The sequence below is a fragment of the Paenibacillus mesotrionivorans genome (genome assembly GCF_046098205.1).
Classification (GTDB): domain Bacteria; phylum Bacillota; class Bacilli; order Paenibacillales; family NBRC-103111; genus Paenibacillus_AR; species Paenibacillus_AR mesotrionivorans.
The window spans coordinates 167,160-189,369 of sequence record NZ_JBJURJ010000015.1; the positions used below are offsets into that span (position 1 = coordinate 167,160).

A 22,210-nucleotide genomic window follows, 5' to 3' on the forward strand; every position below is an offset into this window, starting at 1 on the left:
TGTATTTGTTAAGTGTGTAGTAAACTATTCTTGTTTAGTTGGATGAATAGGAGGGAGCTGTATTGTCCTTGTCAACGATTACTCAATTGGTTCAGCTAAAGGTCGAATACAAAGTGAATCCTCTGGGGATCGACAGGGATAAGCCGCGGTTTAGCTGGAGGATGAACTCCGGTGAAGCGGAGCAATACCAGACGGCGTATCAGCTGCTGGTCGCCAGTGATCCCGTATGTTTAACGGCTGGAGCGGCAGATATCTGGAATAGCGGACGTGTGGATTCCGGCCAATCGGCAGCCGTTATTTATGCCGGTCCGGCTCTTTTGGCCAGTACCCGCTATTATTGGAAGGTGATTGTGTGGGATAAGCACAATATACCCGTTCATTCCGGTGAAGGGAGCTATTTTGAAACCGGTCTCAGAAGCATAGATGGAATTACCGGGTGGGAGGGGGCACGGTGGATTGCCATGGAGGGCAAAGCTCCGAACAGTCCCGGCGCTCCCATGCTCCGGAAGTCCGTCCGGCTGAACGGGAACGTAGCCTCCGCGCGGCTGTATATTTCCGCACTCGGTACCTATAAGGTGCATATCAACGGAAGGGTGTTGGGCGCTGCGGACGAACACGGCAATACCGTTTATGAGCTGCTGCCCCCCGGATGGAGCAACTACGACACAACGGTCCACTACATGACGTATGACGTGACGAATTACCTGGTGGACCAGGAGTATGCCGTGTTAGGAGCCGTTCTGGGCAACGGCTGGTATAACAGCAGGATCTCCAAAGGAAGCAGATATTACGACGAAAAGGGGAATGGGCTTGCTTTATTGGCGAAGCTGCTGATTACCCTGGAGGATGGTACCACCCAGGTCATCGTAACGGACACCGGCCCGGGCTGGAAAGCGACAGACGCCGGACCTTACCGGGAAACGGATATCTACGACGGAGAAATTTACGACGCCACTCTGGAAATGAATGGATGGGATCAGACCCAATTCAATGATTCCCATTGGTCAAAGGTGAAGGAGCATGGGTTCGCCAGGAATTTTCCCCAGGCAAAGGTGGTTTCGTACAAAGGGGATCCGGCCAGAATTCTGGACGCCCTGGACCAGCATCCGCAAACGGTGACAGTGTACAAGGGCACTCTTCATGAAGGGAGCGGCAGGAATGGCCGAGGGGAAATCGGGCTTGTGGAGCAGCGGCGCCTGCCGCGTGCAGATCTGCTTCCGGTGACCCTCCGCCCGGAGGAACACGTCATTTTTGATTTGGGACAGAATATGGTGGGAGTCCCTGAAATCACAATGAAGGGGAGAGCCGGGACGAGGCTTAGTATCCGTTTCGGGGAAATACTCAATGACGACAGCGAAGGAGCGGACGGTCCCAAGGGCTCCGTGTATTATGCCAACCTGCGGAAAGCGAAACAAACGGCCTTTTATACGCTGAAGGGGGAACCGGACAGGGAAACCTATCGGCCTGCTATGACGTTTTTTGGCTTCCGGTACGTGGAGATTACGGTGGTTGGCGGAGATTCCGGCCTGGAGATCGTGGAATTGACGGGAAAGGTAGCCTCCAGCTTTATGAACCAGACAGGCCATATTGAAACCTCCGACGCGGACATTAACAAGCTGTTCAACAACGTGATTTGGGGGCACCGGGGCAATTATTTGTGGATTCCCACAGACTGTCCGCAGCGGGATGAACGCCTGGGCTGGACGGGAGATACCCAATTATTCGCCAATACGGCTTTGTATAATGGGGACTGCCAGCTGTTCCTGGAAAACTATATGGATATTCTGGTAGATTCCCGGCGTACTTACGGCCCTGACCATGCATCCTTCACCTCAACGGCTCCCGGATTTAAGCTGTCCAATTTCTACAGCCGTTTCCGGACGGGAAAAGGGCCGGTGGGCCAGTCCGGCTGGGCCGATGTGGGGATTATCCTCCCTTGGACAGTATGGCAAATGACCGGGGATACCACCATGATGGAAGAGCATTATGCTTCCATGACCGCGTACATGGACTGGATGTATGCCCAAACCGGTGAGCAGTACAAAGGGCCGGGCAGCATCGGTGACTGGCTTGGGTTCCAAGGAACGGGCAATCAATTGATGAGTGATGTGTATTATGCCTATGACGCCATTCTGATGGGCGAAATGGCCAAGGTGCTTCACAAAAATGAAGACGCCGCCAAATTTGAAGCGCTGTACTTGAACATTAAGGAAGCTTTCCTGAAGCGGTATATGTCCTGCGATGAGAATGGCCGGGTGACGGTGAAATCCTCCATTATTGAGGATCCGGATGATGAGTTTGAGGATGGTATTGCCGTCTACAGGTCTGTGAAGGAGGACGACACTCAGACAGCCCTGCTGTGGTGCCTCAAGCTTGGACTTTATGCCGGCGACGATCAGAAGCAGCAGCTGATCCGGCTTCTGGAGGACAATATCCGCAATACGCCGGAATTCAAAGCCGCCCATCCGGACAGCACCCGGGTCCATTATCCCGAAAACACCCTGTCCATCGGTTTCCTCGGCGTTAATATCATTGCCCCTGTTTTGACGGATATGGGGCTGGCCGAGCTTGCCTATTCTCTGCTGCTGCAGGATCAGATGCCGTCCTGGCTGTATTCGGTCAAGAATGGGGCGACCACCATATGGGAGCGCTGGAACTCGTATTCCGCGGAGCAGGGCTTTGGGAATGTGGGGATGAATTCCTTCAACCATTATGCGTACGGGGCGGTTGCCGAGTGGATGTACAAATATATGGCCGGGATTTCCCCTGACCCAACCAATCCCGGGTTTAAGCACATCCTCTTCAAGCCTGTGCCTGATCCGGAGAGGCGCATAACATATGTAAAAGGCTCCTATGAATCTCTCTACGGATCCATTTTGTGCGGATGGGAGCTTGAAGAAAACAGCTTTACCTGCAGGATTTCCGTTCCGGCTAATACCAGTGCCACGCTGTATATGCCGGCACGCTCCGAGTCTGAGCTTCACTCGGAGGAGGGATTGAAGCCGGTGGTATTCGGCGGGGGACAGGCGGTTTATCAGGTGAAGTCCGGCCACTACACCTTTGTTTCGAAGCTATAAATAAACTCATCATTCGGAGGACGTTATAATGAATCTTCATGAACCGGAATTGAAGCCGCGGGTGCTGGTGCTGACGGACATCGAGAATGAGCCCGATGATGCCATGTCGCTGGTGCGTTTCCTGACTTATGCCAACCATTGGCAGGTGGAGGGTTTTGTAGCCACAACCTCCATTCATCTGAAGAATAAGACGGCGGCCTGGCGCATCCGCGACATTGTGGAGGCTTATGGCCAAGTCCGGGATAACCTGGAGCTGCATGAGCCGGGTTTCCCTAAGGGGGAGGAGCTGCTTTCGCTGATAGAAGAAGGGCTGCCCCTGTACGGGATGGAGGCTGTGGGCCCTGACAAGGATTCCTCCGGCTCCGAGCTCCTGATCCGGGCCGTGGACAAGGATGATCCCCGCCCGTTATGGGTTCTGGTTTGGGGCGGCCCTAATGTGCTGGCCCAAGCTCTGTGGAAGGTGCAGAACACCCGGACTGCTGAGGAGCTTGAGACCTTTGTAGCCCGGCTCCGTGTCTATGCCATCTCGGACCAGGATGATTCCGGTCCTTGGATGCGGAAGACCTTTCCGCAGCTGTTTTATATCGCAAGCCCCGGCTTCCACAGCGGCGGCGCGTATCATTTTGCCGCGTGGAGCGGGATCAGCGGGGATCATTTCCATGGCCGCTTCACGGGAGCGGACCACAGCATCGTGGATAATCCGTGGCTGGATGAGCATATCCGGAGCAAGGGAATGTTGGGCGCGCAGTATCCCCAGGCTACCTTCCTGATGGAGGGGGATACTCCGACCTTTTTGTATCTGATCAATAACGGCTTGGGCAACCCGGAGCACCCGGATTGGGGAAGCTGGGGCGGACGTTATGAATATTACACTCCCCGCACCCGCAAGCACTTCCAGGAGCCGGAGACCCGCCCGTTCTGGAACGACGCCGAGGATGAGGTGCTGGGGGTGGACGGCTTCTGGCACACCAGCAATAAAGCGACCATTTGGCGGTGGCGGGAGGCCTTCCAGCTTGATTTTGCCGCTCGGATGGACTGGACGGTCAAGCCGTATGCGGAGGCTAACCATCCGCCGGTTCCCAAGCTGGGCCATGCGGAGTATTTGACTGCCAAACCCGGTGAAGAGGTGCATTTGAGCGCGGAGGGGTCCTTTGATCCCGATGGGGATGAGCTTACGTATCATTGGTTTTATTACGGGGAGCCGGGCAGCTTCAGTGTTTCAACGGCGCGCACCGGGGACCCGGTGGTGATTCATGGCGCGGATCAGGAGAAGGCGTGGTTTACGGTTCCGACGGAGCGTGTGTTCCGTAACGGGACTATGCATATCATTCTCGCTGTAACCGACCACGGAGCGCCGCCGCTGACCCGGTACAAGCGGGTTATTGTGAATGTGGAGGAATAGTCGGGTGGGGTAGCGATGCTGCTTTTTTTTGGTGCACGGGTGCGCTGTCGTGGGGGTGTGGGCGTAGGTTGTGGAGTTGAGATGCGATGGGGTGAGGGAGAGGAATGGGAATGATAGGGCGATGAGTGCTGGGGCGATGGAGAGAGGAACGATGGACTGATGGAATGATCGAATGATCGAATGATCGAATGATCGAATGATCGAATGATGGGGGGATTGGGAAATGAAGCGATGAGGCGATGGGATGATGGGGTGCCAGAGGGTTGCGTCGGCCGCGGATTCTAACGGAACTCAGAAGCACTTTAGAAGCCCAAACCCGGCGGTTTGGAAATGTAACGGAACTCAGACGCTCTTAGAAGCCCAAAACCGGCTGTTTGAAATTGTAACGGAACTCAGAAGCTCTTAAACTGGAAATCCGGCGGAATTATACTCCATAACACCTGCTAAGAGTCGCTAAGTTCCGTTACAACCGCAAACACCGTCTTTTCCACGTCTAACGGTCGCTGAGTTCCGTTACAGTTATTGCAGCCTGCCCCAGCCACCGTACCGTTCGCAGACAGCTTACCGTATACCCAGCCATTGTACCGTTCGCAGACAGCTTACCGTATACCCAGCCATTGTACCGTTCGCAGACAGCTTACCGTATACCCAGCCACCGTACCGTTCGCAGACAGCTTACCGTATACCCAGCCATTGTACCGTTCGCAGACAGCTTACCGTATACCCAGCCATTGTACCGTTCGCAGACAGCTTACCGTATACCCAGCCATTATACCGTTCGCAGACAGCTTATCGTATACCCAGCCATTATACCGTTCGCAGTCAACGTACCGTATCCAGCCAACGTACCGTATCCAGCCACCGTACCGCACCCAGCCGCCGGATCTTACTCCACGCCGTTCTGGGACCAGACTATGTACTGCTCTCAAACCATGTTCCCTTTTGCATACAACGTAACTTTGTCCGCTCTTCCCAGACACCGTTCCTTTCCAACACGCCCGCCTTTCCCAGACACCGCTCTTAAACCACAGCCCGGAGGATGAACCTGATCCCCGGGATATTTGGTATGGGAACAATGGCGGCAGTCATAAAAATATTAGTTAAGTTAATAGTTTAGTAATTACGACGTAATTTTATCAGTAAGTTCACTAATTTAAGTTGACTATCGCGGTTTCCACATGTAATATGGGTGTATAAAGAGCTTTCATTCGAAATCCTGCACATAATTGTTTACTAAACAAGGAGTAGTGTTTATGAAAAAGTTTAAGCTTGGTTATGCACCAACACGGCGTTTTACGTTCAGTGCGGAAGACGCTTACAAGTATAAGGTTCTGATCCGCAATAAAATGGAGAGCTTCGGTTTGGACATGGACATTGTGGACCTGGAGGGAATGAATGAGGAAGGCCTGCTGTATGACGATCATATTCAGGCCGACCAGATTGCCGAACGCTTCAAACGGGAAAATGTGGATGCGGTATTTTTCCCGCACTGCAACTTCGGGACGGAGGATACGGTAGCCAGAGTAGGCAAAGCGCTGGGCAAGCCGGTGCTGCTGTGGGGGCCCCGGGACGAGGCTCCTTTGGAGGACGGCATGCGGCTCAGGGATACCCAATGCGGGTTATTCGCCACCGGGAAGGTGCTGCGCCGCTTTAATGTCCCTTTCACGTATATTACCAACAGCCGGGTGAATGATCCGGTATTCGAGCGGGGCTTCACCAATTTTATCTCCGCTGCCAATGTGGTTCGGCAGTTTAACAAGCTGCGCATTCTGCAAATCGGCCCGCGGCCTGCCTCCTTCTGGACGATGATCTGCAATGAAGGCGAGCTTCTGGAACGGTTCGGCATTGAGATCCATCCCATCACCCTGGTGGATATTCAACTGGCCACCAAAAAGATCGAGAAGGGGAACAGCTCCGAGCTGGCGGCGGCTATCGATTACATCAAAGCTCATTTGGATTACTCCGAGGTAACGGAGGAGGACATCCGCCGGATCGCCGCGCTGAAGGTGGCTATGAAGCAATACGCCGTTTCCACTGGCTGCACGGCCATTGCCATTCAATGCTGGTCCTCCCTGCAGGATGCCATGGGCATTATGCCTTGTCTGGCCAATGCCATCCTGACCGATGAGCAGATTCCGGTAACCTGCGAAACGGATATTCACGGCGCCATTACCTCTGTGATGGTCCAGGCTGCGGCTCTCAATCAGGTGCCGACCTTCTTCGCCGATCTGACCATCCGCCATCCTGAGAATCCCAACGGAGAGCTGCTTTTCCACTGCGGAAACTTCCCGGTTTCCCTGTCCGTCGAGGATAAGCCGAAGCTGAAAAAGCATTTCCTGTTCGACTCCCATGCACCCGGCACCCATGAGAGCCAGATTAGGGGCGGGAACATGACGCTGGCCCGGTTTGACGGGGATCATGGGGAATACCAGATGTTCCTTGGTAAGGCTAAGGGTATCGAAGGCCCGTACACCCGGGGCTCGTGGGTATGGGTGGAAGTCAACGACTGGCCGCTGTGGGAGGAAAAGCTGGTGAAGGGACCCTATGTCCATCACGCTGTCGGCATCCATGCCAATGTGATTCCGTCGCTGTATGAGGCCTGCCAATACATTCCCGGCCTGAAGGCGGACCCGGTTGATCCCACGGAGCAGGAGATTCAAGCCTGGCTGCGCGGTTCCAAGCTGTAGAAGGAGGCGATTCGTATGAATATGACGGAACTAAAAGCCAAGGCTGCCCAGATCCGGATGGACCTTTTGAACATGATCCATACAGCGAAAACCGGCCATACAGGCGGCTCCTTAAGCAATACGGATATTCTCACGGCGCTGTATTACCGGGTGATGAAGCTTGACCCCGCCAATCCCAAGTGGGAGGAGCGGGACCGGTTTATCGCCAGCAAGGGCCATTCCGTAGAGTCCTTGTGGAGCATTCTCGCCGATCTGGGGTTTTTCCCCAAGGAGGAGCTGCTCACTTACAGCCAATTCGGCACCCGGCTCATCGGGCATCCCAATAACAAGGTGCCGGGAATCGAGATGAATACAGGCGCCTTGGGCCATGGCCTGCCGATAGCGGTGGGTATGGCGCTGGCGGCCAAGCGGGACCAGAAGAGCTACCGGGTTTTCTGTCTCATGGGTGACGGGGAGCAGGCGGAGGGCTCCAACTGGGAGGCGGCTATGGCCGGAGCCCATTACAAGCTGGATAATCTGGTGGGCATCATTGACCGGAACCGGCTGCAGATCAGCGGCACCACGGAAGAGGTGATGGGCCTTGAGCCGTTGGAGGACAAGTGGGCCGCCTTCGGCTGGAACGTGGTTTCCATCGACGGAAACGATATGGAGGCTTTGGTGGAGGCGCTGGAGGCGGTGCCGTCGGTGCCGGGCAAACCTACGCTTCTTATGGCGAACACGGTGAAGGGCAAGGGTGTTTCCTTCGCCGAGAATGTCCCCCATTGGCATCATCATGTACCGAATGAAGCGGAGCTGGAGCTGGCCTTATCCGAGCTGGCGGCAACGTTGGAAGGTCTGAAGCAGGAAGGGCAGGTGCGATAAACAACATGAATACCATTGCTAACCGGCAGGTCATCTGCGAAACCCTGATGGAGCTGGCCCGGGAGGATAAGGACATCATGGTCCTGGCCAGCGATTCCAGAGGCTCCGCCTCCATGGGACCGTTCGCCAAGCAGTATGCGGACCAGTTCGTGGAAGTGGGCATCGCGGAGCAGAATATTGTGGGGATTGCGGCAGGTTTGGCCCACAGCGGCAAGAAACCCTTTGTCACCTCCCCCGCATGTTTCCTGAGCATGAGGAGCATTGAGCAGATCAAGGTGGATGTGGCGTATTCCGCCACCAACGTTAAGCTGGTGGGCATCAGCGGCGGCGTCAGCTACGGCGCCTTGGGAATGTCCCATCATTCCCTGCAGGATATTGCGGTGGCCAGGGCCATTCCCGGGCTTGCCGTGGTGCTTCCGGCAGACCGGCACGAAACCAAGCGGATGGTGGAAGCCTTGGTGGAGCATAAAGGCGGCGTCTACATCCGCATCGGACGCAATCCTGTGGAGGACGTATACCCGTCGGCGGAAAGCTGTCCGTTTGTGCTGGGCAAGGCCGTCACCATGAAGGAGGGTGGGGATATCACCATCATCGCCGCAGGGGAAACCGTCAAGGTTGCCCTGGATACGGCTGAGCTGCTGAAGGGCTCCGGCATCTCCTGCCGGGTGCTGAACATGCATACCATCAAACCCTTGGATGAGGAAGCCATTATCCGGGCAGCCCGGGAGACCGGATGTATTCTCACGGTGGAGGAGCATAGCATCCACGGAGGCTTGGGAGCGGCCGTATCGGAGGTTGTGGTACAGCATCAGCCTGTGCCCATGCGGATTATCGGGATTCCCGACGAACCGGCCATTGCCGGCAAAACCGCCGAGGTCTTCAAGCATTACGGCATTCATGCGGAGCATCTGCAGCAGGTTGCGCTGGAGCTGCTGAAAGGCAAGGCCGGATCCAAATGAGCATAACCAAGGACATGATTGCCGTAATCGATCAAAGCACCTCCGGCACCAAAGCGCTGGTGGTGGACCGCAATGGCTGTGTTATCGCCCGCAGCACGGCGGAGCATACCCAGTTTTACCCCAAACCGGGGTGGGTGGAGCATGACCCTCTGGAAATTTACAGTCAGGTCAAAAGCACCCTCCGGGATGTGCTCCGCAAGGCTGGGATCGGGCCAGGGCGTCTGGCGGCCCTGACCGTAACCAACCAGCGGGAAACCGCCGTGATGTGGGACCGGCATACAGGCCTGCCCGTGTATCCGGCTATCGTCTGGCAATGCCAACGAACGGCCGAAGCCTGTCAAACCTTGAAGAAGGCCAACCATGAGAAGGCTGTCCGGGCCAAAACCGGGCTCGTCCTGGATCCCTATTTTACGGCAACCAAGTGGAGCTGGATGCTGGAGCATGTGGAGGGGATTCAGGAAAAACTCCACAACGGCGACCTTCTGGCGGGGACCATGGATAGCTGGCTCCTGTGGAAGCTGACAGGCGGTAAGGTTCATGCCACCGATTACACCAATGCCAGCCGGACCTCCCTGTTCAATATCCACACCCTACAATGGGATGAGGAGCTGTGCGCCATGTTCGGAGTGCCGGCTGACCTGCTGCCGGCCGTCCGCTGCTCCGATGAGATATTCGGCGTAACGGCGGACCCGGATTTGTTCGGGGAAGAAGTGGAGGTGCCGATCTCCGGCATCATCGGGGACTCCCAGGCTGCCTTGTTCGGCAACGGCTGCTTCCAGCCCGGCATGGCCAAGGCTACCTACGGAACCGGCACCTCTGTCCTGATGAATACCGGGGATAAGCTGCAAGAGGCCGGGAACGGACTGGTAACGGCGGTGGCATGGGGAAAAGGAGGGAAGGTCACCTACGCTCTGGAGGCGGTGATCCGCACCTCGGGTGACTGCATCAAGTGGGTACGGGACAGCCTGGGATTATTCCGCAGCTTCGAGGAAATGGAGGAGCTGCTCAACCAGGTGTCCGATAACGAAGGGGTTTATCTGGTTCCGGCCTTCGTCGGGCTGGGCGCCCCCTATTGGTCGGCAGATGCCAGGGCGGCCATTGTGGGGATGAACCGCGGAACCACCAAGGCCCACATTATCCGGGCGGCCTTGGAGAGCATCGCGTATCAGGTGTATGAAGCCGTTGAGCTGATGCAATCCGAATCCGGCGTCCGGCTGAAGGAGCTGCGTACGGATGGCGGCGCGTCGGATAACCGGAGGCTTATGGAGCTCCAGGCCGGCTTGCTGGACCGGTGTGTGGTGAAGTCCGGAGTTGCGGAATTGTCCGCCATGGGCTCTGCCTTTATGGGAGGGCTGGGAACCGGATTATGGTCTTCGCCGGAGGAGCTGCCCGGTACGGCGGCAGCAGCGGGCATCCGGTATGAGCCGAAGATGGGAGAAGTCTCACGCAAGCGCTTTATTGACGGTTGGAAGCATGCAGTAGCCTGTGTGCTTTATGGAGTAAAGGAGGCATAACAGATGAAGAAAAATTGGGTTTGGGCAGCTCCCCTTACAGTGGTTCTGGCGGGGAGCGTGCTGGCAGGCTGTGGCAATGAGGAGAATGAAGGCGCTGTCAAGGAACCGTCGTCCTCAGCCGGACCGGCTGCACCTGCAGCACCTGTGAAGTTCACCATCATGGCCAATCTTCAGACCACGGAGGTTCCCTCCGACAAGCTGGAGAAGTTTATCGAGGAAAAAACCAACTCCCAAATCGAGATCCAATGGGTGCCGGATGGTTCGTATGACGAGAAATTCCAGGCGGCCTTCTCTACCGGAACCCTGCCCCAAGCCGCTTTTATCAAGAACGCCGCTTCTTTTGTCCTGATGAGGTCGGCCATTAAGAACGGGCAGTTCTGGGAGATCGGGCCTTACCTGAAGGATTATCCGAACCTGAGCAAATTGGATCCGAAGGTTCTGGAGAATACGAAGGTGAACGGTAAGATTTATTCCCTCTATCAGGAAAGGCAGCCGGCCCGCGCCGGTCTGGTCTACCGGAAGGACTGGCTGGACAAGGTGGGGATGAAGGTTCCCACAACCACGGACGAAATCTACCAGATGCTGAAGAAATTCAAGGAAGCCGACCTGGCCGGCGGGGGCCGGACCATTCCGCTGACGGACCGCAATGATCTGGTGTACGGCTCCTTCAAAACCATCGCCACCATGTTCGGCACCCCCAATAACTGGGGACTGGTCAACGGAAAGCTGACACCGGATTTTATGACCAAGGGCTATATGGATACCATGAAGTTCTACAAGAAGCTGCATGAGGAGGGCCTGATTAATAAGGACTTCCCCGTCACCAGCAAAACTGATCAGGAGAATCTGCTGTTCACCGGCCGTTCCGGCCTGCTGGTGGGAACGATGAGCGGAACCAAAACGCTGCAGGATAAGACGGTTACCAACTTTCCCGAAGCGGTATACGATGTGGCCAACGATCTGAAGGGACCGGACGGCAAGCCTGTAGCCTGGGGCTCCAGCGGTTACGGTACCATTCTGTTGTTCCCCAAATCCGCTGTAAAGTCGGAAGCGGAGCTGAAGGCCATTCTTGGAGTATTCGACAAGTTCTATGACAAGGAATTGGCAGATACCTTGAAATACGGCTTGAAGGACCAGAATCACCACACCGTCAATGCGGACAACAAAATTGTCCCCGGCACCGACACCAAGCTGATCGATAAGGATGTCCGCCCTTACCTCAGCATTGCGTTAGCGGAAACCACTAATGTTACGCCGCAGAAATTTCCGTCGGAGGTTCAGGATAAAGCCAACCGGCTGTCCAATGAGGCTGCAAAGTTCATGATTACCGATCCCACGGCTTCCTTGGATTCCCCGACATATGCCGAGTTGGGTGCGAGACTTCAGGATTTGATCAAGGATGCCACCTATCAGTTCATTTTGGGCAAGATAGATGAAAACGGTTTTAAAGCAGCAACAGATAAATGGCTGAAGGACGGCGGCCAAAAGATTGTGGATGAGTACAACCAGGAGTATACCAGGCTGAGCAAGTAAGCGCTTTAGATAAAAAAGTGGAGAGAAGCGCAGATAAAACAGGTAAAGGGGTCATGAAAAAATGGGTACATGGACAACGGGTAAAAAAAGCGGATTGGCTGTGTTGGCGGTATGTATGGTAGCCGCCGGCTGCAGCAGCAAAGAAACACCGGCTGCAGATGGAGCAGGCGCAAAAGAGGATACGGGTCCTACTAAAATTACGATTATGACCAGCCTCCAGACACCAGAGGTTCCGTCGGATACCCTTAAGAAGCTGCTGGAGGAGAAAACCAACACCCAACTGACCATTAATTTCTCACCCGGTGGCTCCTATGATGAAAAATTCCAGGCTGGCTTAGCAACAGAAACCCTCGCTCCCATCACCTATGTGGGAAACCAAGCCGCATTCATCAATACCCGCAATGCGATTAAGAACAATCAATTCTGGGAAATTGGACCGTACCTTAAGGATTATCCGAACTTAAGCAAGCTGGATCCGGAAATCCTCAATAATATGAAGGTGGACGGGAAAATCTACGCCTTGTATCAGGAGGTGCAAAGAGCCCGGTCAGGTATTATTTACCGGAAGGACTGGGCGGATAAGCTTGGTTTAGCCGCTCCCCAATCCATCGACGATATTTACAACATGCTCAAAAAGTTTAAGGAATCCGGCTTGGCGGCCATTCCTCTGGCAGACCGCAACGATTTTCTTTATGGGGCCTTCAAAACACTCAGCTCCTACTTCGGCACACCCAACAGTTGGGGGATGGTGGACGGCAGCTTAGTCCCGGATTTCACCACCCAAGGCTATATGGAGACCATGAAATTTATCAAAAAGCTCCGGGATGAGGGTTTGATCAATAAGGACTTCCCCGTCACCAGCAAAACAGATCAGCAGAACCTGATGTATTCCGGTAAAGCCGGCATGTATATCGGCTCCATATCCGATGTGAACACCATGGCTGACAAAACCGGCGCCAATTTCAAGGAAGCTCAATTTGACGTGGAAAACCGGATCGTCGGAACAAACGGCAAACTTGGTGTTTGGGCGGTTCACGGTTACGCCAATGCGATGCTCTTCCCCAAGTCCGCCGTTAAGAACGAAGCGGAGCTGAAGAAGCTGCTTGCCTTCTGCGATAAGCTCTTCGATCCGGAGATTGCCAATCTGCTGGTGCACGGCGTTGAAGGTACACACTACACCCTGAAGGACGGCAAGGTGCTTCCGGTATCGGACGCCAAGCTGCTGGAGAAGGAAGTATCCGGTTATAATGGTATTGGTTTGTCCCGGATTACCAATATTAAACCTAAGGTGTACAGCCGTCCTGTTGCAGAAAAAGCGGAGCAGTTGATCAATGAGGCCGTTAAATTCTCCATCAGTGATCCTACTGCAGCTTTGGATTCCGCTGCCTACACCGAGAAGGGAGCCCGTCTCCAGGATATCATCAAGGATGCCACCTACAAATTTATGATGGGAGACATTGATGAAAAGGGATTCCAGGATGCGGTGAAGAAGTGGAAGGATCAGGGTGGAAGCAGCATTATCGAGGAGTATAATGCTTCCTATAAGGCTTCCAATAAAAAAAAATGAACTACCGTTACGGCTGGAGAGGCACCCATGGGTGCTTCTCTGTGTGCTTTTATAAGAATAGACAGGGAGGAAAACAAAGATGTTAAAGCCTTGGGACCATGGGCGTTTACAGGTAAGCCCTAATCAGAAAAATCTGGTGAATGGAGAGGCTCCTTTTTTCTGGTTAGGCGATACAGCGTGGAATTTATTTCAGCGTTTGGATCTGAACGAAGCCTACGTTTATTTGAGGAACAGGAAGGAAAAGGGCTTCAATGTTATTCAGGCTGTCTTGATTAATTATGCCTATGAGGGGAACAAAAGAAGCCTTCAGCATGTGGAGAATGAGGATGTTTTGCAGGTGATCTGGGCGGAGAATAAGCCGTACTGGGATCATGTGGAGACGATCGTGGATATGGCGGCGGAGATGGGCATCTATTTCGCGCTGCTGCCTGTTTGGGGCAGAGTGGTGAAAGAAGGTTATTTGAATACGGATAATGTGGCGCCCTATGCGGATTATCTAACCCGGGTATTTGGAGGAAAGAAGAATATTATCTGGCTCTTGGGCGGGGATATCCGTGGTGATCTGCATGGAGGTTTATGGAATAGGCTGGGCACGGCTCTGAAATCGGCCATGCCGGATACCCTGGTTGGATACCATCCCTTCGGCAGAACCTCTTCGTCGTATTGGTTTTCGGACTGTGATTGGCTCGACTTTCATATGTTCCAATCCGGGCACCGCAGATATGACCAGAATTGGCTGAAGTCTTGGGATGACGCCACTGCCCAGGAGCCTTGGTTTGGGGAGGACAACTGGCGCTATGTAGTGCAGGATCGAATGAAGACACCGCGGAAGCCGGTTGTGGATGGCGAACCCTCCTATGAACAAATTCCCCAAGGGCTTCATAACCCGTCCGAGCCTTATTGGCAGGCTCATCATGTGAGGCGGTATGCCTACTGGTCCGTCTTATCCGGTTCTATGGGCCATACGTATGGGCATAATGCCATTTTTCAATTTAACAAAGACGGATATCAGCCTGAATTCGGATCCAATGTTACCTGGGAAGAGGCGCTTCATGCCAGCGGGGGCAGTCAGATGCAGATTCTTAAATCTCTGATGCTGGAAATTGATTTTGTGCATGGGGATGGGATGCAGGAGATTCTGCATACCAAGGAATCAGGCGGGGAAAAGGAGAATAAAGTCCTTGTATTCGGAAACAGCCGCAATATCGTATGTTATACCTATAGTGGACGTCCGTTTACGATCCGGATACCGGATGCCGGGAACAGGATGTATCAGGCATATTGGATCGACCCGGTAAACGGCAGCAGGAGCTACCTGGGCCAAGTAAATTCATCTGAAGCAGTGGAATTTGTGCCGCCTCCCAAGGATACCGACTTTACCGATTGGCTGCTGCATTTGAAGGAAGAGTAACGGAACGAACCCGATTTGCCCACCGGCGAATCGGGCTTTTTGTTTATTTTATCTTAGCCACCCCCAACGCGAAGTGCTGGAACAAAATATTCTCCACCATTTCTCCCTGGGCCTCCTCACAATCCACAATGACAATAATCTCGGAATGCAGTCCCTTCAGCAGCCGTTTCTTTTTCTTCAGAACAGTTTCTGTGAACAGACGGATGGCCAGCCCAAGGATAAACCCGCCGGCTGCCCCAATCAGCCCCCAATAGATGGGGCCCCAAGCCAGCCGAAATCCAATGCTGGCTCCAATGACTGAGAACGCTGTAGCCAGTGCAGCCCCGATATCGATCAGGGAGGTCCCGTCCGAGCGGTGAAGGGTATCGAATACTTTACGCTCCTCCAGTCGGTTATCCAGCGGAACGATAAAGATGCTCCCTTGAGGTATCCCCTTTTTTTCCAGAGTGGCAATAGCCAATTCAATAAATGAGCTATGCTCGAATGTGGAAAACAGCTGCATGGATCAGTTCACCTTTCGGCCCTTCAGAATTTTGAAGGACGAGGATTGATAATTCATACGGAAGAAGGCGCGCTGCTCCTTATCATATAATTTATTGTTTTCCACGGTGTTGATATAGGAATCAAAGGAGGAAAAACCATATATAGAAGGAAAAAATAAAAGCCACTCGGGTTGGACAACGGAGGTAGCCTCCTTTATTTTTCCCAAAAACAGAAGTGAAACCGCTTCAAGGGCATGGGAATAATAGCAAAAAATAACTGTCCAGACAATGACGAAAAAAGCTGTTACAATCCGGTGGATATAAAGCTGCCCTAATCCCGGCACCATGAATGACCATAATATAGCCATGGCGGGACTCCGTTTATCCAAGTAATTGATTTCCATTGCCCCGATGCTGAACGAGTTGAAACGGCGCTCCTCCCGGTCGGCCATGATATAGATTTTGTTCAAATCTACCGTGGTGCGGTAGCTGTCCCAAATACCGAAGATATAAACCGGTATATAAATTAATAACCAGCGTGTATCCAAAACCTCTTTTGCTTTCTCAATTTCACCTTGGAAGGAATAGATCATCGCGTAATTGACATGTGACTCCAGATTAACGATAACCTCCCACATAAATAAAACCAGACCCCGCAAGTATTTGGATAGCAGAAGATGCCCAAAGCCAGGGAAAGCCGCACTCCACCAAGCAATGATGTACGGATTCCGGAGATGGATCTGGGTGGTTCCCAGGATGCTCACATGAGCACGGTATCTTCTGGCTGAATTGTCATTCGTAAAGTTGTCCATTCAAGACCACCTCTTGGAATATCCTAATCATTAATAGGTTTGACGGATGAACCTTGTTCTATACGAACTGCTGGTTCCGGCTTCTGTTTTGTAATAAAATGCATAAAGAAGAATAACAATTTGTTTTTCAATGGGGGAAAAAATGAATTACATTCACACCGGAACCCAAACCATAGAAGCCGAAAGATTATATTTAAGGAGATTTGTTCCGGAGGATGCGGAGGACATGTTCATCCACTGGATCAATGACAAGGAAATCCAATCTAATTATGGGGAGCCTGTTTATGAGACGGTAGAGGCCGTAAAAGGGGTTTTGAACCGGTGGATTTCCTCCTATTCACGCAATGATTTTTACAGGTGGGCCATTATTCTGAAGGAAAACCAGACTAACATTGGACAAATCGCGTTTTGCAGCATGGATTTGAAGCATCACCATGCTGACATTGAGTATTGCATCAGCAAACAATATCAAGGGAAAGGTTATGCAACAGAAGCTTTGAATGCGGTTATCACGTTTACTTTTGAACATACCGGATTACATAGATTACAAGCCTTTCATCGAGGCAAAAATATGTCCTCAGGCAAAGTGTTGGAGAAATCAAGGATGCTTTATGAAGGGACACTAAGAAAATCATATTATTATCCGGATGTAAATGAGTACGATGACAAAATTTATTATGGGATTATTAAAAGCGATTATATGGAGGGGCAACAAACATGATCCGTTTCGAAAATGATTACGCAGAAGGCGCCCATAGGCGGATTCTGGAACGTCTGCTGGAAACTAATGAGGAGCAAACTCCGGGCTACGGGACGGATAAGCACTGTGAGAAGGCCCGGACATATATCCGGAAAGCCTGTGATGCCGCGGATGCCGATGTCCATTTTTTAGTAGGAGGCACCCAAACCAATACAACGATTATTGCTTCCATCCTGCGCCCGCATCAAGGGGCCTTATCGGCAACAACCGGCCATATTGCCGTGCACGAGACAGGAGCCATCGAGGCCATCGGACACAAGGTGCTGACCTTGCCCAGTGAGGATGGCAAAATTCAAGCGGAGCAGGTAAAAGCATTGGTTGAAGCTCACTGGAGCGATGCCGCACATGAGCATACGGTACAGCCGGGTTTGGTGTACATTTCCCATCCTACGGAGAACGGGACAACCTACAGCAAAGCCGAATTGGAGGCATTAAGCCTAGTTTGCCGGGAGTGCGGCTTGCCCCTGTTTATGGACGGCGCCAGATTGGGATATGGGCTGGCCTCGCAGGGCAGTGATTTGTCCTTAGCAGATATCGCCCGGCTTTGTGATGTGTTCTATATCGGCGGAACCAAGGTAGGTGCGTTGTTTGGCGAGGCTGTAGTCATTGTCAATGATGCTCTGAAGAAGGACTTCCGGTATTTCATCAAACAAAGGGGCGGAATGCTGGCGAAGGGGCGACTGCTGGGCATCCAGTTCGAAACCTTGTTTGAGGACGGTTTGTACGAGGAAATCTCCGCATATGCAGTGGAGCTGGCCATGGAAATCCGGGCGGCCTTTACGGCAAAAGGGTACTCCCTGCGCTATGATTCCACAACCAATCAGCAGTTTCCCATCCTGCCGGACGCCGTATTGGCTAAACTGGGCAAAACCTACTCGTATTCCTTCTGGGAGAAGTACGATGACACTCATAGTGTCGTCAGATTCTGTACAAGCTGGGCCACCAAAAAGGAAAATGTGGATAGGCTGATTGGGGATATTAAGAGGCTGTAGCGGAGCGCAATTTGATATTGAAGTTAAAGATCCCGACTTTCTTTTTAAGAAGGGGATCTTTTTTTCATTTATTATAATCCTGCTTCAATGTGAGATGTGAGTACTCCCTTCCTTATAATGGACGTAGATGGGGCCTCTCTCAGATCGAAAGCATTGTGCATTTATTTATGACTCAAGAATAAGTGTTGTTTTATTTGTGAATAAAAAAAATAAAAATGGGAAACTTTTACATATGGAGTTTATTTTTGATTGGAGGTAACCAGAATGTCAAACCTCAAAATGAAGGCTAATTGGGAAAAACCCAATTTTAAAATGCCAAAGGTATTATTGTGGGATGTCACTACAAAGTGCAATTTGGAGTGCTTGCATTGTTATAACGCTGATAAATACAATCATGCAGTACACATCAAAGAGATGTCACTTCAAGAAATTAAAGATATGATAAACGGTCTTAAGGAGGCTGGAATAACACAAATTCATTTTCTTGGGGGCGAACCATTTTGTCGTAAGGACCTTTTTGAAATAATTACGCATGCTAAGGAAAAGGATATTTTAATTAGCATTAATACGAATGGGACCTTAATAAATGATTTTGTATCGAATCAAATATTGAAAAGTGGAGTTGATCAATTAGTTTTTAGTTTAGATGGGCCAAATGAGTTTGTTAATGATTTAATACGAGGGAAAAATGTTTTTAATAAATGCACGGAATCAATACAATTACTTTCAAATCTTCGAGTTAACGGATATCCTAAAATTGCCATCTCATGGACCATTACAAAACTTTCATTCCAAAATACACAGATAGTTAAAATGATGTTCGATTTATGTGAAAAATTGAAAGTAGATGCTTTACTCGTTAATTTATTGTTTGAGTGTGGTGCTGCCCAAAAGAACGGAGAAACTTTGGATTATGAGTTTAATGATGCTTTATTTCTTCTTGAAGAGGTTGCATTTTATTCAACTCAATACAAAAATTTTAAAGTACAAATAGATGCGAGGCCTTTAGTTTTAGATTACTTAAATTTAAAATATGGTAGTAATTTTTTAATCACAAATAAAGGAACTCAATGTAAAGGAAGCAAGAGCCATTTTATGCTTAGGGCTGATGGAAAGTTATTTCCTTGTGCTCCACTTGATAGTAATGTTTCCCTTAATTTCAACAAACAGTTTTTAAATAACTTTAATCCCCCTAATGTAACGGAGAGTTCATTTTCAGAATCGATCCAAAGTTCATTCTTTAGAAAATGGAGTGAGTTAACTTCATCCATTGTATTACAAAAACGATTGCCTGGATGTGCTGAGTGTTATTATGGAGACATTTGCGAACCTTGTCCCATAACTTATGAAAATATAGAACCGGAAGAATGTACAACAGTAAAACCAAAATTCGATAATTGGTTAAGTTCTCAATTTAATAACATTCCTCGAATAAATGAAACTTTGTCGTTAGATGACAATGGTCTTACAGAACAACTATCTGATTATTCATTAAGTTTGCTTCCCCTAATGAATGGAAAAAATTCTGTAGGAGATATTATTGAGTGCATAATGCACAAGAATGAGAGGCATTCACGTTACAACATCTTACACAGCACTCTCACTTTAATATCTCACTTGAAAAGTAAAGGGTTTATTACAATTAACTAAATTGAAAGGGTGAAAAGAATGAAGTTGAACCAAATTGATGAATTAATTATGAACAGTGCTCCTGTGTTAAAGGAAAGTTTAGAATTTAAACAAAACAAAAAAACTCTAGGAGACAAGAATCTAAATGATACCGGAATTTGGATATTGGAGCATCTTGATGGTGTGAAAAAGGTAAACGAAGTTTGTAAAAAAGCAATAGAAAAATATTCCGATGTAGATGAAGAAATAATAAAAAGGGATACAGTTGATTTTGTTTACAATCTATACCAATGGGGCTATTTAGATAGTGTAAACTTACCGGTGGTATCAAATTATTCTGAACCCAAAATATTTTTGAAAGAAAACTTAGAAACTGAAAATGAAACACCTGCTCGAAGTGGTTGCGGTCAATGTAAAATAAACTACATTGCGTAGAAAATGTTGGTTTCATTCAAGCATTGTTTTGCTTAAAGCCAATTTTGCATAAGTAAAATAGGTCAAACATAAAAAGCAGACAAAGAAGCAGATCAGCTGCTTCTTTTTTTTTCGTGAGATAACGGGGATTTCCCGTCCTGCAAGAACTTATTATTGCCGGAAATGAACGGCCCTCCTAAAGTAAGAGCTACAACAAACATGAACGGAGGAACCATCCATGCCGGTTAAAGCTGCCGCATCAATATCCGCTGTCACATATTCAAGGAAGAACAGAGTATGGGCCGGTATCAAAAGAGACAAATTCTTGTATCTCCTTGCGCTTCCGGGGATCATGTATTTTGTGCTCTTCAAATATGTGCCCATGTGGGGAATTCTGATTTCCTTTCAGGATTATTCCCCTTACCAGGGTCTGATAGCGAGCAAGTGGGTGGGGCTGGAGCATTTTCAACGGTTTTTTGCCAACCCGGATTTTCTCCAGCTGTTCCGCAATACCATGGCGATTAATCTGTTGAATCTGATTTTTTTCTTTCCTTTGCCGATTGTCCTCTCTTTGATGCTTAATGAGGTACGGTCCGCCGCGTACAAAAAGCTGCTCCAATCCGTGGTGTATCTTCCCCATTTTCTGTCGTGGGTGATTATCGTCGGCATCTCCTTCCTGTTCCTCTCCCAAGGGGAAGGGATTCTGAATAAAATCCTGGTGGAATTGGGCTTTGGCAAAATCGATTTCCTGACCAACAAAAACTATTTCTGGGCGATCCTAACGATTCAGTCCATATGGAAGGAGGCAGGCTGGGGAACGGTGATTTTCCTGGCCGCCATTGCAGGGATTGATCCCCAGCTGTATGAAGCCTCCACCATGGATGGTGCGGGCAAGCTGCGCCAGATGTGGCATATTACGCTCCCGGGCATCCGTTCCGTCGTAGTTGTTTTGTTGATTCTCCGGATCGGCCATATGATGGATGTTGGTTTCGAGCAGGTGTTCCTGATGATGAACGGGGCGGTATCCGAAGTGGCCGATGTGTTCGATACCTATGTGTACCGGCTGGGTGTGAAGCAGGGGCAATTCAGCTTCAGTACGGCGGTGGGGCTGTTCAAATCGGTGATTGGCCTTTTGCTTGTGATCGGTGCCAATCAATTGGCCAAAAAATTCGGGGAAGACGGAGTTTATTAAGGGGGAACGGGACATGCGGCTATCCAAAAATGACAGACTGTTTGCCAGTGTGAATTCGCTGCTGTTGGGAATTGTCGGAATGGTCACCTTTTTCCCGTTGTACTATGTGTTTGTTGTCTCGTTTACGGATCCCATGGAGTATACCACTAAGGGGCTGGTGCTGTTTCCCGAAAAGTGGACTCTGGCCTCTTATCAATATCTTCTCTCCACGGATTCTTTCATCCGGGCTACAGGCAACAGCGCTTTCCTGGCGATTGTAGGAACCGCGCTTAGCCTGCTGGTAACCTCCGGATTGTCCTATGCGGTCTCCAGAAGAAGACTTCAGGGCAGAAGGATCATGATGCTGGCGATTCTGTTAACCACCCTGTTCAATCCTGGCTTGATTCCGCCTTATCTGCTTGTCCGTGATTTGCATCTGATTAACAGCACCTGGTCATTGATACTGCCTGTGTTGTCCAGCGGATGGTATGTCATTCTGATGAAGGGTTTCTTCGATAATATTCCTGCCAGCCTGGAGGAGTCGGCACGGATTGACGGCTGCAATGATCTGTCCGTTTGGGTAAGAATCATCCTGCCTCTGTCCCTTCCATCCTTGGCGGCCTTCGGATTATTTTACGCCGTTGCCTATTGGAATACGTTTTTTACGGCCTTGCTGTATATCAATCAGTTTGAGAAGCAGCCCCTTCAGGTCCTCCTGCAGAATATGCTCATCGACGCTTCTACAGCGGCGGGCGGTTCAGCTGCCCAAGAGATGATGTCTGAGCAGAGAATTCCTCCGGAGACGCTGAAAATGGCCGCCGTGGTCATTGCCACGACTCCCATTGTGTTGGTGTATCCGTTCCTGCAGAAGCATTTTGCCAAAGGAGTTATGGTGGGCTCTGTCAAAGAATAAGGGGATGAGAACCTGCTATCCGACGG

17 protein-coding genes are annotated in these 22,210 nt (G+C 50.7%); 15 read left to right on the forward strand and 2 right to left on the reverse strand.

From position 1 onward, the window contains the following. The first annotated feature begins 62 nt into the window (after nucleotides 1–62). From ACI1P1_RS21800 to ACI1P1_RS21840, 9 genes are all read left to right on the forward strand, one after another. On the forward strand, nucleotides 63–3,077 hold the full coding sequence (locus ACI1P1_RS21800; RefSeq protein WP_416218555.1) for a family 78 glycoside hydrolase catalytic domain: 3,015 nt from the start codon (nucleotides 63–65) through the stop codon (nucleotides 3,075–3,077). A gap of 28 nt (nucleotides 3,078–3,105) precedes the next feature. After that, nucleotides 3,106–4,479, forward strand: coding sequence for a DUF1593 domain-containing protein (locus tag ACI1P1_RS21805; protein WP_416218556.1), 1,374 nt, complete (start codon nucleotides 3,106–3,108; stop codon nucleotides 4,477–4,479). A 1,253-nt stretch (nucleotides 4,480–5,732) separates the two neighbouring features. Continuing rightward, nucleotides 5,733–7,166 (forward strand): L-fucose/L-arabinose isomerase family protein, encoded by a 1,434-nt coding sequence (locus ACI1P1_RS21810; RefSeq protein WP_416218557.1) that lies wholly within the window; start codon nucleotides 5,733–5,735, stop codon nucleotides 7,164–7,166. A 15-nt stretch (nucleotides 7,167–7,181) separates the two neighbouring features. After that, entirely contained in the window at nucleotides 7,182–8,027 is an 846-nt protein-coding gene (locus ACI1P1_RS21815; RefSeq protein ID WP_416218558.1) for a transketolase, read from the forward strand. 5 nt (nucleotides 8,028–8,032) lie between these two features. Beyond that, nucleotides 8,033–8,986, forward strand: a complete 954-nt coding sequence (locus ACI1P1_RS21820) for a transketolase family protein (RefSeq protein ID WP_416218559.1) — start codon at nucleotides 8,033–8,035, stop codon at nucleotides 8,984–8,986. After that, on the forward strand, nucleotides 8,983–10,500 hold the full coding sequence (gene glpK, locus ACI1P1_RS21825; RefSeq protein WP_416218560.1) for a glycerol kinase GlpK: 1,518 nt from the start codon (nucleotides 8,983–8,985) through the stop codon (nucleotides 10,498–10,500). Before ACI1P1_RS21820 ends, glpK begins: the two co-directional genes overlap by 4 nt. Before the next feature lie 3 nt (nucleotides 10,501–10,503). Then, nucleotides 10,504–12,033 (forward strand): extracellular solute-binding protein, encoded by a 1,530-nt coding sequence (locus ACI1P1_RS21830; RefSeq protein ID WP_416218561.1) that lies wholly within the window; start codon nucleotides 10,504–10,506, stop codon nucleotides 12,031–12,033. A gap of 61 nt (nucleotides 12,034–12,094) precedes the next feature. Then, nucleotides 12,095–13,600 (forward strand): extracellular solute-binding protein, encoded by a 1,506-nt coding sequence (locus tag ACI1P1_RS21835; protein WP_416218562.1) that lies wholly within the window; start codon nucleotides 12,095–12,097, stop codon nucleotides 13,598–13,600. Nucleotides 13,601–13,679: 79 nt separating this feature from the next. After that, entirely contained in the window at nucleotides 13,680–15,011 is a 1,332-nt protein-coding gene (locus tag ACI1P1_RS21840) for a glycoside hydrolase family 140 protein (protein ID WP_416218563.1), read from the forward strand. A 43-nt stretch (nucleotides 15,012–15,054) separates the two neighbouring features. Here ACI1P1_RS21840 and ACI1P1_RS21845 read toward each other — a convergent pair whose 3' ends face one another. Both ACI1P1_RS21845 and ACI1P1_RS21850 read right to left on the reverse strand, forming a co-directional pair. After that, a complete protein-coding gene (locus tag ACI1P1_RS21845) occupies nucleotides 15,055–15,513 on the reverse strand; it encodes a hypothetical protein (RefSeq protein WP_416218564.1) in 459 nt (152 codons plus the stop codon). A gap of 3 nt (nucleotides 15,514–15,516) precedes the next feature. Next, a complete protein-coding gene (locus tag ACI1P1_RS21850) occupies nucleotides 15,517–16,305 on the reverse strand; it encodes a hypothetical protein (protein ID WP_416218565.1) in 789 nt (262 codons plus the stop codon). 142 nt (nucleotides 16,306–16,447) lie between these two features. Here ACI1P1_RS21850 and ACI1P1_RS21855 point away from each other — a divergent pair, with 142 nt between their 5' ends. The 6 genes from ACI1P1_RS21855 to ACI1P1_RS21880 all read left to right on the forward strand — a co-directional run bounded on the left by ACI1P1_RS21855 (nucleotide 16,448) and on the right by ACI1P1_RS21880 (nucleotide 22,184). Beyond that, nucleotides 16,448–17,026, forward strand: coding sequence for a GNAT family N-acetyltransferase (locus ACI1P1_RS21855; RefSeq protein ID WP_416218566.1), 579 nt, complete (start codon nucleotides 16,448–16,450; stop codon nucleotides 17,024–17,026). After that, nucleotides 17,023–18,057: a threonine aldolase family protein gene (locus tag ACI1P1_RS21860; protein WP_416218567.1), complete on the forward strand. Its 1,035-nt coding sequence runs from the start codon at nucleotides 17,023–17,025 to the stop codon at nucleotides 18,055–18,057. The genes ACI1P1_RS21855 and ACI1P1_RS21860 overlap by 4 nt, the downstream gene beginning before the upstream one ends. A 264-nt stretch (nucleotides 18,058–18,321) precedes the next feature. Continuing rightward, on the forward strand, nucleotides 18,322–19,707 hold the full coding sequence (locus ACI1P1_RS21865) for a radical SAM protein (protein ID WP_416218568.1): 1,386 nt from the start codon (nucleotides 18,322–18,324) through the stop codon (nucleotides 19,705–19,707). A gap of 18 nt (nucleotides 19,708–19,725) precedes the next feature. After that, the gene (locus ACI1P1_RS21870) at nucleotides 19,726–20,121 is read left to right on the forward strand and encodes a PqqD family protein (protein ID WP_416218569.1); all 396 of its coding nucleotides are present in this window, start codon (nucleotides 19,726–19,728) and stop codon (nucleotides 20,119–20,121) included. Between the two features lie 331 nt (nucleotides 20,122–20,452). Beyond that, on the forward strand, nucleotides 20,453–21,292 hold the full coding sequence (locus ACI1P1_RS21875) for an ABC transporter permease (RefSeq protein ID WP_416218597.1): 840 nt from the start codon (nucleotides 20,453–20,455) through the stop codon (nucleotides 21,290–21,292). 13 nt (nucleotides 21,293–21,305) lie between these two features. Then, on the forward strand, nucleotides 21,306–22,184 hold the full coding sequence (locus ACI1P1_RS21880; protein ID WP_416218570.1) for a carbohydrate ABC transporter permease: 879 nt from the start codon (nucleotides 21,306–21,308) through the stop codon (nucleotides 22,182–22,184). The last annotated feature ends 26 nt before the right edge of the window (nucleotides 22,185–22,210 follow it).

Excerpts from the sequence above, each read along its gene's own strand:
- ACI1P1_RS21855 (WP_416218566.1), top strand. The coding sequence starts at position 16,448 with ATGAATTACATTCACACCGGAACCCAAACCATAGAAGCCGAAAGATTA.
- ACI1P1_RS21875 (WP_416218597.1), top strand. The coding sequence starts at position 20,453 with ATGTATTTTGTGCTCTTCAAATATGTGCCCATGTGGGGAATTCTGATT.
- ACI1P1_RS21845 (WP_416218564.1), bottom strand. The coding sequence starts at position 15,513 with ATGCAGCTGTTTTCCACATTCGAGCATAGCTCATTTATTGAATTGGCT.
- ACI1P1_RS21860 (WP_416218567.1), top strand. The coding sequence starts at position 17,023 with ATGATCCGTTTCGAAAATGATTACGCAGAAGGCGCCCATAGGCGGATT.
- ACI1P1_RS21840 (WP_416218563.1), top strand. The coding sequence starts at position 13,680 with ATGTTAAAGCCTTGGGACCATGGGCGTTTACAGGTAAGCCCTAATCAG.
- ACI1P1_RS21820 (WP_416218559.1), top strand. The coding sequence starts at position 8,033 with ATGAATACCATTGCTAACCGGCAGGTCATCTGCGAAACCCTGATGGAG.
- ACI1P1_RS21835 (WP_416218562.1), top strand. The coding sequence starts at position 12,095 with ATGGGTACATGGACAACGGGTAAAAAAAGCGGATTGGCTGTGTTGGCG.
- ACI1P1_RS21865 (WP_416218568.1), top strand. The coding sequence starts at position 18,322 with ATGTCAAACCTCAAAATGAAGGCTAATTGGGAAAAACCCAATTTTAAA.
- glpK (WP_416218560.1), top strand. The coding sequence starts at position 8,983 with ATGAGCATAACCAAGGACATGATTGCCGTAATCGATCAAAGCACCTCC.
- ACI1P1_RS21850 (WP_416218565.1), bottom strand. The coding sequence starts at position 16,305 with ATGGACAACTTTACGAATGACAATTCAGCCAGAAGATACCGTGCTCAT.
- ACI1P1_RS21870 (WP_416218569.1), top strand. The coding sequence starts at position 19,726 with ATGAAGTTGAACCAAATTGATGAATTAATTATGAACAGTGCTCCTGTG.
- ACI1P1_RS21815 (WP_416218558.1), top strand. The coding sequence starts at position 7,182 with ATGAATATGACGGAACTAAAAGCCAAGGCTGCCCAGATCCGGATGGAC.
- ACI1P1_RS21830 (WP_416218561.1), top strand. The coding sequence starts at position 10,504 with ATGAAGAAAAATTGGGTTTGGGCAGCTCCCCTTACAGTGGTTCTGGCG.
- ACI1P1_RS21880 (WP_416218570.1), top strand. The coding sequence starts at position 21,306 with ATGCGGCTATCCAAAAATGACAGACTGTTTGCCAGTGTGAATTCGCTG.
- ACI1P1_RS21810 (WP_416218557.1), top strand. The coding sequence starts at position 5,733 with ATGAAAAAGTTTAAGCTTGGTTATGCACCAACACGGCGTTTTACGTTC.
- ACI1P1_RS21805 (WP_416218556.1), top strand. The coding sequence starts at position 3,106 with ATGAATCTTCATGAACCGGAATTGAAGCCGCGGGTGCTGGTGCTGACG.